This window comes from Paraclostridium benzoelyticum (assembly GCF_001006285.1).
In the GTDB taxonomy this organism is placed as follows: domain Bacteria; phylum Bacillota; class Clostridia; order Peptostreptococcales; family Peptostreptococcaceae; genus Paraclostridium; species Paraclostridium benzoelyticum.
In genome coordinates this window covers 1-11564 of sequence record NZ_LBBT01000337.1, presented here as the reverse complement: position 1 = coordinate 11564, position 11564 = coordinate 1, and the positions used below count along the sequence as shown (strand labels likewise).

10 protein-coding genes are annotated in these 11564 nt (G+C 29.5%); 1 reads left to right on the top strand and 9 read right to left on the bottom strand.

Annotated elements, in window-relative coordinates; all coding sequences use genetic code 11:
- Window positions 1-110: 110 nt before the first annotated feature.
- Complete coding sequence (locus tag VN21_RS16130; protein WP_021430867.1) at window positions 111-299, bottom strand: hypothetical protein; 189 nt, start codon at window positions 297-299, stop codon at window positions 111-113.
- Between the two features lie 74 nt (window positions 300-373).
- On the opposite strand from VN21_RS16130, the gene VN21_RS16125 reads away from it, so the two are divergent.
- On the top strand, window positions 374-574 hold the full coding sequence (locus VN21_RS16125; RefSeq protein WP_046824164.1) for a hypothetical protein: 201 nt from the start codon (window positions 374-376) through the stop codon (window positions 572-574).
- A gap of 118 nt (window positions 575-692) precedes the next feature.
- On the opposite strand, the gene VN21_RS16120 is transcribed toward VN21_RS16125, so the two are convergent.
- The 8 genes from VN21_RS16120 to VN21_RS16085 all read right to left on the bottom strand — a co-directional run bounded on the left by VN21_RS16120 (window position 693) and on the right by VN21_RS16085 (window position 11406).
- Window positions 693-3059 (bottom strand): HAD-IC family P-type ATPase, encoded by a 2367-nt coding sequence (locus VN21_RS16120; protein ID WP_046824163.1) that lies wholly within the window; start codon window positions 3057-3059, stop codon window positions 693-695.
- A gap of 213 nt (window positions 3060-3272) precedes the next feature.
- Window positions 3273-3989, bottom strand: coding sequence for a 2,3,4,5-tetrahydropyridine-2,6-dicarboxylate N-acetyltransferase (dapD, locus tag VN21_RS16115; RefSeq protein WP_046824162.1), 717 nt, complete (start codon window positions 3987-3989; stop codon window positions 3273-3275).
- Between the two features lie 14 nt (window positions 3990-4003).
- The gene (dapB, locus tag VN21_RS16110) at window positions 4004-4750 is read right to left on the bottom strand and encodes a 4-hydroxy-tetrahydrodipicolinate reductase (RefSeq protein ID WP_046824161.1); all 747 of its coding nucleotides are present in this window, start codon (window positions 4748-4750) and stop codon (window positions 4004-4006) included.
- Between the two features lie 10 nt (window positions 4751-4760).
- The gene (dapA, locus tag VN21_RS16105; RefSeq protein WP_084822235.1) at window positions 4761-5639 is read right to left on the bottom strand and encodes a 4-hydroxy-tetrahydrodipicolinate synthase; all 879 of its coding nucleotides are present in this window, start codon (window positions 5637-5639) and stop codon (window positions 4761-4763) included.
- A gap of 18 nt (window positions 5640-5657) precedes the next feature.
- Window positions 5658-6656: an aspartate-semialdehyde dehydrogenase gene (locus VN21_RS16100; RefSeq protein WP_046824159.1), complete on the bottom strand. Its 999-nt coding sequence runs from the start codon at window positions 6654-6656 to the stop codon at window positions 5658-5660.
- Window positions 6657-6985: 329 nt separating this feature from the next.
- On the bottom strand, window positions 6986-7711 hold the full coding sequence (locus VN21_RS16095; protein ID WP_046824158.1) for a gamma-glutamyl-gamma-aminobutyrate hydrolase family protein: 726 nt from the start codon (window positions 7709-7711) through the stop codon (window positions 6986-6988).
- Between the two features lie 210 nt (window positions 7712-7921).
- Window positions 7922-9445 (bottom strand): FAD-dependent oxidoreductase, encoded by a 1524-nt coding sequence (locus VN21_RS16090; protein ID WP_046824157.1) that lies wholly within the window; start codon window positions 9443-9445, stop codon window positions 7922-7924.
- Window positions 9446-9696: 251 nt separating this feature from the next.
- Window positions 9697-11406, bottom strand: coding sequence for an AbgT family transporter (locus VN21_RS16085; protein ID WP_052952124.1), 1710 nt, complete (start codon window positions 11404-11406; stop codon window positions 9697-9699).
- Window positions 11407-11564: the final 158 nt, after the last annotated feature.

The following is an 11564-nucleotide window of genomic DNA, read 5'->3' as shown; positions in this document are numbered from 1 at the left end:
ATAGTATTAGTATATATATTTTAATTAAAACATTTTATTTTTTTAAGTTATTATCCTATCTTTATTATTCAATAAAAAAAGAAAGGCTATTAAAAGCCTTTCTTTTGACATTATTTAAATCTTTTCTCAATATGCTCTTGTAGTTTTTGAGCTTGTAATCCTTCAGCTTCAGCAAAGTCTTTAAAACATTTGCTTAATTCTTTATCATCAACATTATCAGCATATTGCATAAAGTCTCTTACTTTTTCTTGAGTATCTAATAATGCTTTTTTTAAACAATCTTGTGTATTCATTTCCATAATTATCACCTCACTATGTATTTGTTAATATTATTTCTAAATTCAAACTTTATTATTCATGGTTAAAATTTCAAATGGAAAATGCAAATAATGTTGGTGTAAAACCAGTAAATGATTATACTTTAGAGGTTAAGTTAAATAGATGTGTTAACTATTTTGACCAACTTATGTCTTTCTGTGTATTCTTCCCTCAAAATCAAAAATTTGTAGAAGCTCAAGATATTAAAAATGGTACTACATCTCAAAATGTTGATAAATATAAAGATTCTAAATAATTTTTTCTATAAATTTCTAAAAAAATGTTTAGAAAACTAATTATAGTGTATATATATAAAGATAGCTGCCTTGAAATAGAGGTGAATCTTGCCAATAAAAAAGGCTGACACACGGGTGTCAGCTTTTTTTGTTTTGCTTAATTTTGTTTTTGTATTTAACATATTTCATTACAATGTAAGTTATTATTTTTTTAATGAACTTATATACAGGTATAACTGATAAAATTAACGGTATATATAATATCATCATTTTTAAATTAATAATATTTACAAATGAGAATATGTTCCTAAGAAGTATAATAGTTAAAACAAATATAGTAACTAATGTAATTATCATAAATCCTACTTTTTTATCAATCGGCTTAGATATCTGCCATAAAGATGTAAAACAAACTGATCCTGTTAATAATACACATAAAGTTGATATACCCGATTCATTAAAGTTTAACATATTACCAACGACTGAAATTATCATTATATAAAAAACTGCGCAAATTCCAGATGTTAATGCTGGTATTGAAATATTTAATAATAGATTTTCTTTTATTTGTGAATAGTTTGGTCTAAATGCCAAAAAAAACGATGGAATTCCAACTCCAAGTGAAGTTATTGGCATCAACTGTATAGGATGAAATGGGTAAGATCCCTTCATAAATATAAAAATTATAGCTAGTATAATTGAATATACAGTTTTCATTAAATACTGAGATGCTACTTGCTGTATATTATTTACTACTCTTCGTCCTCCCATGACAACACCTATCATAGAATCAAAATTAGAATCTAAAAGTACAAAATCAGAAACTCCCTTTGCTGCATCACTACCTTCTGCCATTACTATACTACAATCAGACTCTTTAAGAGCTAAAATATCATTCACTCCATCACCAGTCATTCCAACAGTATGTCCTTCATCTTTAAATATTTTTACAAGTTCCTTTTTCTGTTCCGGGCTAACTCTCCCAAAAATTTCATATTTACTTGTATAATTTTTTAAGTCATCATTATCTGAAATACTACTCATATCTATGTATTTATCAGAATTATCAACACCAGCTCGTTTTGCAATTTGTGAAACAGTTTTTGGATTATCTCCTGATATAATTTTGATAGCTACTCCTTGTTTTTTAAAATAATTCAATGTATTTGCAGCCTCTGATCTTATTGTATCTTCCATAATAGAAATACCTATCAGTTTTCTATCTTTTGGAAGTTCATTATCAACTATAGAGTCATTTGAATATGCAAAAACTAAAACTCGCTCGCCTTTATCAGTAGACTCATCTATTATTCGTTGGATATTTGATGATATTTTTTCAAAAACAAATTCAGGAGCTCCCATTATATAACTACCTTCTTTTTCAAAAGTAACGCCACTCCACTTTCTAGCTGATGAAAATTGTACCCTATTAATAGGTTTCCAAGATTTCGGACTTGGAAGTTCTACCTTTAAAGCTTTACTTGTTGCATTTTCTTCTAAGTTTTCTACTAAAGTCGAAATTCCTTCTTTAAGCTTATTCATTTCAAAATCTTCACATGTGATTATATCTACTAACTTTATATTTCCATCAGTTATAGTTCCTGTTTTATCTAAACATAATAAATCTACACGAGCTAAGTTTTCAATAGATCCCATAGTTTTTACAAGAACTTTTTTCTTACTTAAATTTACAACCTCAACTGCTAGTGCAATAGAAGTTATTAGTATTAGACCTTCTGGTATCATTCCAATCATAGCTGCTGAAACTCCTAATATAACATCATTTGTATTTATACCCGAATTTGACTTTGATAAAAATAGTGCGATTCCAATTGGAACTATGAAAAAAGCAAGTCCTTTTATAATTTGTTTAAGAGTTTTTATTAATTGACTATTTATATCTTTTTCTTTCTTTGCTTCCATTGCAATTTTAGATGCATAACTTTCTTCTCCAACATTTACAACTTTTACATATGCCATCCCACTTATAACGTAGCTTCCTGACATAACTTTAGAATCTACTATTTTTAATATTGGATCAGATTCTCCAGTTAATTGAGATTCATCTACCTCTATACCGTCAGTCTTAACAATTACTCCATCTGCACAAATTTGAGAACCTCTATTTATTATCATTAAATCATCTTTTACTAAATCATGTTGATTGATTTTACTCTTTTGATTATCCCTTATAACTGTTATTTTTGATTGATTTAATAAAGATAACTTGTCTATACTTTTTTTAGCCCTTACTTCTTGAAATATCCCAATAGATACATTCGAGATTAAAACCCCTAAAAATAATAGATTTTTATAGCTTCCAGTATATATGATTAAAGTAGCAATTATAATATTTATAAGATTAAATAATGTGCATATATTATCTTTGAATATTTTATTATAGCTTCTAGTTAATGGCTTTATAGGAGAATTTCTTTCCCCACGTTCAATTCTATCTATGACTTCTTTAGTCGATAATCCCTCTTGATTAAACTCTGCACTCATAGACTAAACCATCCTTTCCGTATAATTTTTAAACATTTATTAATATCATAGTTATATGCTATTTTTAACATTTAAATATAAAAATATATTAACCTATAAAAAACTAATTAAACTATTTTTTTCAAATTTTTTGAGATATCTAAAACTTCTACTATGCCATCCTTTTTTATACATAAAAAAAAGCTGACTTTAATATCAGCTTTTTTTATCTTTTTATTGATCTAAATTTCTTAAATCATCCATTAATTTTGTTTTATCAGCAGTTTTGTCATCTTTCATTTTTATTACTTTTGCAGGAGAACCAGCTACTACTGATCCAGCAGGAACATTTTGTGTAACTACAGATCCAGCAGCTACTACTGCACCTTCGCCTATTCTTACTCCTTCAAGTATAACTGCATTTGCACCGATCATTGCATCATCTTCTATTATAACAGGATCTGCTGAAGGTGGTTCTAAAACACCTGCTACTACTGCTCCAGCTCCAAGGTGTACATTTTTACCAAGTGTACCTCTAGCTCCTATTACTGCATTCATATCTACCATAGAACCTTCTCCAACTACAGCTCCTATGTTTATAACTGCACCCATCATTACTACTGCATTTTTACCTATAGTAACCATGTCTCTTATATGAGCTCCTGGCTCTATTCTTGCATGTTCATGTAAGTAGTTATACATTGGTATAGCAGAGTTTCTTCTGTCATATTCCATGTGTATGTCAACTAATTTATCCTTTTGAGCATCTAAAACTGATTTTATAGAATCATAATTTCCTATTATAGTGTATGATCCATTGCTTCCGAATACTTTGTAGTCTTCAGTTGACTTAGCATCTAACTCTCCATTAACATAAACCTTCACTGGTGTCTTTTTTTCTACTGTTTTTATATACCTTGCTATTTCATATGCGTCATTTAAGTTTATCATCTGTACCCTCCTAATTACTTTAACATGTCATCCATATTATAATATCCAGCTTCTTTATTTGCTAAATATTTAGCTGCTGTTATTGCTCCATTTGCAAATATATCTTTAGATTGAGCTCTATGAGATATCATAACCTCTTCATCTAATCCTGCAAATATAGCTTCGTGTTCTCCAACTATTGTTCCACCTCTTATAGCATGTATACCAATTTCATTTTCATTTCTTTTTGCATCTCTACCATGTCTTCCATAGTTGTATATAGAATCAGGTAAAACTTCTTTCATAGCATTGGCTACCATTATAGCAGTTCCACTTGGAGCATCTACTTTCTTATTATGATGCTTTTCTATTATTTCTATATCAAATCCTTGTAATGCTTTTGCAGCTTCTTTTACAAGCTTTAACATTACATTTACTCCTAAAGACATATTAGAAGAATGGAATATTGGTATTATCTTTGAAGCTTCTTTTATTTTTTCTAATTGCTCTTTAGTAAATCCTGTTGTAGCAATTACTAAAGGTGTTTTTGTTTTAAGTGCATACCCTAAAACATCATCAAGCGCAGAGAAATGTGAAAAATCTATTATAACATCAGCACTTTCTTGTATATCACTCATTTTAGTATATAGTTTGTAATCAGTTGTCTCTCCTGTTGGCATTGAGCATCCACAAACTAGTTCTAAATCTTTATCTTCATTTACACATCTAGTAAGTACTTTTCCCATCTTACCAAGAGCGCCATTTACTATAACCTTTATCATGTCGTTCCTCCTATAACTCAAACCCATAGTTTACAAGTTCGTCTCTTAATGCTTTTAAATTGCTTTCTTCCATTGGAGCTAAAGGAAGTCTTAAATCTCCAACCTTAAAACCTAATAAATTCATAGCAGTTTTTACAGGTATTGGATTTACTTCAATAAATAGTTTATCTATTAATGATTTCATACCCAATTGTAATTCTCTTGAACCTTTAACATCCCCATTTAAGAATTTTTCTACTAAGTCATGAGTTTCTTTAGGACATATATTAGCAACAACTGATATAACTCCTACTCCACCAAGAGATAAAAGAGGCAATATAGAATCATCATTTCCTGAATAGATTGCAAATCCCTCTGGAACTAATCTAGCTATTTCTGCTACTTGAGCTAAATCCCCACTAGCTTCTTTAACAGCTACTATATTTTCAATTTTAGCAAGTTCTGCTATAACACTAGGCTTTATATTAACTCCAGTTCTTCCTGGAACGTTATATAATATTATTGGTAGCTTAGTGCTAGCTGCTATTGTTTCAAAGTGAAGTTTTAATCCTTTTTGATTTGTTTTATTGTAATAAGGAGTTATTACTAATAATCCATCTACACCTAATTTTTCAGCTTCTTGACTTAAGTGAACTGAATGCATAGTATTATTAGACCCTGTTCCAGCTATAACTGGTATTCTTTTATTTACTCTTTTAACAGTAAAATCTATAACTGCAAATTGCTCTTCATCTGACATAGTTGTAGATTCTCCAGTAGTCCCACAAACTATTAATGCATCCGTTTTATTTTCTATATGATATTCTATTAATTCTCCAAGTTTATCGAAATCTACACCAGTTTCATTAAAAGGAGTAACTAACGCAACTCCAGATCCCTTAAATAACATAATTTATACCTCCCAATTTTATACTAAATCATATTTTAAAAGAAGTTCAGCTATTTGAACAGCATTAGTTGCAGCACCTTTTCTTATATTGTCAGCTACTACCCACATATTTATTCCACTGTCTACACTGAAATCTCTTCTTATTCTTCCTACAAATACTTCATCTCTTCCGCTTAATTCAAATGCTGTTGGGTATACATTGTTAGCTATATCATCAACTAATTCTAATCCTTCAAAATTAGCTAATACACTCTTTAATTCATCTATTTCAAAATCATTTTCAAACTCAACGTTAACTGACTCACTGTGACCATTTACTACTGGAACTCTTACTGTGGTTGCAGTAATTTTTAAGTTATAGTCATTTAAAATTTTCATAGTTTCATTTATCATTTTCATTTCTTCTTTTGTATATCCATTTTCCATAAATACATCTATATGAGGTAAGCAGTTGTAAGCTATAGGATGTGGATAAAATTGATTAGGAATACCATTTATTCCATCTTCTAAATCCTTAGTACCCTTTACTCCAGATCCTGAAACAGCCTGGTATGTTGAATATACTATTCTTTTTATTTTATATTTATCATGAAGAGGTTTTAATGGAACCATTGCTTGAATAGTAGAACAATTTGGATTTGCAATTATTCCTTTATGTTCTTTAACAGCTTCTGGATTAACCTCCGGTACAACTAAAGGAACATTTTCATCCATTCTCCATGCACTTGAGTTATCTACAACTATTGCACCTTTTGATGCTGCTATTGGTGCATACTCTTCACTTATACTTCCTCCTGCTGAAAAAAGTGCTATTTGTATATCTCTATCAAATGAATTTTCATTTAGTTCTTCTACTGTATGTTCTTTTCCTGCAAATTCTACTTTAGATCCTGCTGATCTAGCTGAAGAAAATAGGTATAAATTTTCTATTGGGAAGTTTCTTTCTTCTAATACCTTTAAGAAAGTTCTTCCTACCATACCTGTTGCCCCAACTATAGCAACGTTTACTTTTTTCATATCCATGCGCCTCTTTCTACTTAAAAATTTCATCATCTAAATAATATATACGTAATTCTAGTATATATTATTTGAAATATCAATATATTGTAGATAAACATAGCATTAATCGCAATAATTTAGAAAATTTAAGCACTAATATCCATGTTGCTAACATCTATAATTTATACTATGATATTAATATTTCTTTAGTGAACTAATTAGTATCTTAATTTATATTGCAAACGCTTAGCAATTATGATATAATTCACTTAATTTGAATACATCACAAAAGGAAAAACCGATAGATAATGATTTGTTTCTATCGGTTTTTCCTTTTTATTTCAACATTAACTTTCTTTACATTCTTCTATGAATCTTTTAAATATATTTAACATGTGCTCACTATGATCTACCATTAGCTCTGGGTGCCATTGAACTCCAAGAACAAACTTTTCATCTATTTTTTGAACAGCTTCTATTACACCATCATTTGAGTACGCTATTACTTTTAAGTTGTTTCCCAATGTTTTTACACTTTGGTGATGATAACTATTTACTAAAACTTTTTCATTAATAATCTCTTTTAATATAGATTCTTCTTTTATGTCTATATAGTGAGTTCCTAAATATGGCTTTGTTTGTTGATTATGTTTTATATGACTATTTCTTATATATTTTAAATCTTGATATAAACTTCCACCTAGTGCTACATTTAGTATTTGTAAACCTCTACAAATTCCAAATATAGGCTTATCTTTTTCTAATGCTACATTTATAGCTTCTATGTCAAATTCATCTATATCTTGGTAAATATAACCTAATTCTCTAACTGGTTCTTCTTTGTATAATGTAGGATTTACATCATCTCCACCTGAAATTATAATTCCATTCATAGCTTCAATTTGTATTTTTATATTTTCTTTATCTCCATTTACAGGAATTACAATTGGAACGCCACCAGCTTTTTCAACAGCATGTATATACGAATTTGGCAAGTGAACTCTCTCTATTCCAGTAAACGCTCCACTATCTATAGTAGCTAAGTTTGCCAATATACCTATTAAAGGTTTCATGCTTATCCCCCACCTTATAAAATTATTTAAATCAAACTATCTTTTAATTTGTTGCTACATTTATACTATGATTCTATTTACCTAAGTTTCCTACCTCTAAATTTATTTCTTTAACATATATATTTAGTTTGTTTTAAATTAATTCTTTCATTAAATACAAAAACCTACCACTAAATCTATATTAAAAGATTTTTATGATAGGCTTTTTATTTACAGTATTTTAGGGTCTATATCATTTTTTTGTTCATCATATCTGTTTAAATTTCTTAAAGCAGGTCCCTCTATTACATTTCCTCTATAATCAAACCTAGATGCATGACAAGGACAATCCCATGTTTTTTCTGCTGAGTTAAAAGTTAGCTCGCATCCTAAATGTGTACAAGTAATATCTACTATATATAACTTTCCATCATAATCTTTATATGCACCACATCTTTTACCATCTATATTAACAACTTTCCCTTCACCTTTTTCTAATATTAAATTGTTATCCCCTACTTTTAGTTTGCCTCTTACATATTCCCACCCTACATTAATGTTTTGAGTTATAAATTCAGTTGTAAGTACGCTACCTTTTCTAGATGGATTAAATATATATTCAAACTTTGACTCTCTATAACATATTAAATCTCTAATTATCATAGATGCTAATGTACCATTTGTCATTCCCCACTTGCAAAATCCTGTTGCAACGTAAAAGTTATCTTCTTTTTTATTTACATACCCTATATATGGTATATTATCAAAGCTTATATAATCTTGTGCTGACCACTTACATTTAAATTGCTTAACTTTAAATTTTTCACCTAATTCATGTATTAACTCTTCGTATATTTCACCTTCATTTTTACATTGTCCAACTTTATGATCTCCTCCACCTAAAATAATTAGATTCTGACCATCTCCACAATAAGGTTTAAATGTAAATCCACTGTCTTCAACACTTAAATACATTCCTTTTGGTATATCTCTTTCATACTCTCCAGCTAATAAATAGGATCTTTCACCTTTTTCTTTAGCAAAATAAATATTTAATCCATCATACCAAGGAACATGAGAAGCTAATATAACGTTTAATGCTTTTATTGTTTTTCCATCTTTAGTCTTTAAATTATATATATTTTCTTCTTCATGATCTACTATAGGAGTTTCTTCATAAACTTTAACCCCTAACTTTAAACATTCCTTAGTTAATGCATCTAAGTATTTTTTAGGATTGAATTGAGCTTGGTTAAAAAATTCTATCGCTCCTTTTACATCAAATGGTATATCCAAACTCTTATGATACTTACACTCAATTCCTAACTTTTTACAAGTTTGATATTCTTCCTCAAGCTCTTCTATGTAGTTTTCATTATCTGAGTATATAAAGGAAGATAATCTTTCAAAGTTACAATCAATATTGTTACTCTTTACAATTTCCTCTATTAAGTCTATCGCACTTTCATTTCCTTCATGATATAGTTTAGCACTATCTAATCCATATTTATTTCTTATTTTTGAATATACAATACCATGCTGCGAAGTTACTTTACCTGTATTTCTTCCGGAACTTCCATATCCTATTTTATGAGCATCCACAATTGCAGTTTCTATTCCCTTTTTTGATAGTAAATAAGCAGTTGTCACACCTACTATTCCTCCACCAACTATAATAGTATCTACTTCTAAATCTTCTTTTAGCTTCTCATAACATTCACCTTTAGAACTTAATATCCAATATGATTCTTTCATAAGTTTATATCTAACTAGCTAACCTAGTTACTCCTTTCTATATTATTTCCTTATATTTGTATAATTCCCATTTTATTAAATTTAATCTAAATTAGAGCAAAAAAATAAAGCATCGCACTTGCGATACTTTATTTTTTCATTTAACGATATTAGGCGGATGTATTATAGCTAATATGACGAAACGTTAAAGCCGAGCTCTACAGGCTTTAGTGAAGGAATATTAGCTATAATACTGAGCCATATCTATCCTTTTAGTATTGATTTATAAAGAAGAATTCTCCCGGTCCTATAGGAGCTCCTACTAATGCCCATGCTACTGCAAATACTGTCCATGCTAATAAAAATCCTATTGATATCGGTAGCATCATTCCCATTAAGTTTCCTATACCAAAATTTTTCTTGTACTTTTGTCCGAATATAACTATAACTCCCATATAACTCATAAGTGGAGATATTATATTAGTAGATGAATCCCCTATTCTATACATTAACTGTACTCCAGCAGGTGAGAATCCAGCACTCATAAGTATTGGTATAAATATTGGAGCTAGTAATCCATATTTAGATGTACCTCCTGCTATAAATAAGTTAACTATTGCAGTAAACCATATGAATGCAACCATTAGCATCATAGCCATAAAAGTATTGTCTGTTGGTATTTGAGCCACTAATTTTGCCCCTAATGAAGCTATTAATATACCTAAATGTGAATCATTAAAGAAGTTTAAGAATTGTGCAACAAAGAATAATATAACTATTATAGAAGCCATACTCTTCATAGATGTAACCATTGCACCTATAACATCATCTTTAGTTTTAAATGTTCCTGACTTGAATCCATAAACTAAACCAGGTACTAAGAATACGATAAACATTAACATCATTATCATATCTCCACTAAAGAATATAGAATCTAAGAAGCTATTTACTCCCTTTAGTGCCATAGTTCCTTCAGGGCTTATTGATGTTAAAGAAACTGAAGTAGATAAATCTCCAACTATAGGTATTACATTATTTTTATCAAATGGTAAAACTGTTAATACTATAAATGCTATTACTCCTAATAAACTAAAATTAGCTGCTTTAAATGCTTTCTTTTCTTGATCAGTTAACTCTCCTGATTTTTCAACAACATCAGCTTCACTCTTATCATATTTTTCCATTCCTGGCTCAACTATTTTATCTATTATAAAAGTACCTATTGCAACAATTATAAATGTTGACGCCATTAAGAAGAACATATTAGATGTAGACTTTAACATTGGTGCAAAACTTGTTCCAACTAAAGCATCTCCTGTTTCCGCCGCTGCTTGAGTAAATGGTATTAATAATGCATCAAATGAACCTATAAGTAAGTTTGCACTAAATCCTCCTGAAACCCCTGCAAATCCTGCTGCTAATCCGACCATAGGATTTCTTCCTATTGTATAATATACCAATGCTGCAAGCGGTATTAAAACAACATATCCTGCATCAGATGCTACATTCGACATAACCCCTAAAAATATTACAACAGGTGTTACAAGCTTAGCTGGTGTAGCCTTAACTATACTTTGTATTCCTATTGATAAATATCCACTTTGTTCCATTACTCCTATTGATAGCATTATAATAAGTATCGCTCCTAGAGCTGTCATCCCCATAAAGTTTTGGATAACTGAACCTATAATATATGATAATCCATTTGAGTAAGTCTCTGAAACTGCAGTTCCAGCTGCCGTTACTTTTAAAACTTCTATAGGCTTTTGACCCAATAAATTATTTATAGGGAATTTACCAAGTTCAGTTTCAGCAACTACATTAAAAGTTCCTAGTATTGCTGATAGTATAAGTACAGCTACAGATATATAAACAAATAATAACGCTGGACTTGGTAATTTATTCCCAACTCTTTCGATAACACCCATACACGACTGGAGCCTCGACTGTTTTTCTTTTTTACTCGTTACGTTTAATTCCATTATAATTCCTCCTAAAAAAAATTTTATACATATGAATTCGTTTTCCCGAAATTCATTATACTACATATATTTTATTTTTTCTACAATTTAGAATATTTTAATATTTGAAACTTTTCTTCTTATTTCGAGTTTTTTTGTCGAATTAGTTTTGTTTTTCG

Bases quoted from the DNA above. Each gene is read 5' to 3' on its own strand.
- VN21_RS16130 (WP_021430867.1), bottom strand. From the start codon at position 299: ATGGAAATGAATACACAAGATTGTTTAAAAAAAGCATTATTAGATACT.
- VN21_RS16125 (WP_046824164.1), top strand. From the start codon at position 374: ATGGAAAATGCAAATAATGTTGGTGTAAAACCAGTAAATGATTATACT.
- VN21_RS16120 (WP_046824163.1), bottom strand. From the start codon at position 3,059: ATGAGTGCAGAGTTTAATCAAGAGGGATTATCGACTAAAGAAGTCATA.
- dapD (WP_046824162.1), bottom strand. From the start codon at position 3,989: ATGATAAACTTAAATGACGCATATGAAATAGCAAGGTATATAAAAACA.
- dapB (WP_046824161.1), bottom strand. From the start codon at position 4,750: ATGATAAAGGTTATAGTAAATGGCGCTCTTGGTAAGATGGGAAAAGTA.
- dapA (WP_084822235.1), bottom strand. From the start codon at position 5,639: ATGTTATTTAAGGGATCTGGAGTTGCGTTAGTTACTCCTTTTAATGAA.
- VN21_RS16100 (WP_046824159.1), bottom strand. From the start codon at position 6,656: ATGAAAAAAGTAAACGTTGCTATAGTTGGGGCAACAGGTATGGTAGGA.
- VN21_RS16095 (WP_046824158.1), bottom strand. From the start codon at position 7,711: ATGAAACCTTTAATAGGTATATTGGCAAACTTAGCTACTATAGATAGT.
- VN21_RS16090 (WP_046824157.1), bottom strand. From the start codon at position 9,445: ATGAAAGAATCATATTGGATATTAAGTTCTAAAGGTGAATGTTATGAG.
- VN21_RS16085 (WP_052952124.1), bottom strand. From the start codon at position 11,406: ATGGAATTAAACGTAACGAGTAAAAAAGAAAAACAGTCGAGGCTCCAG.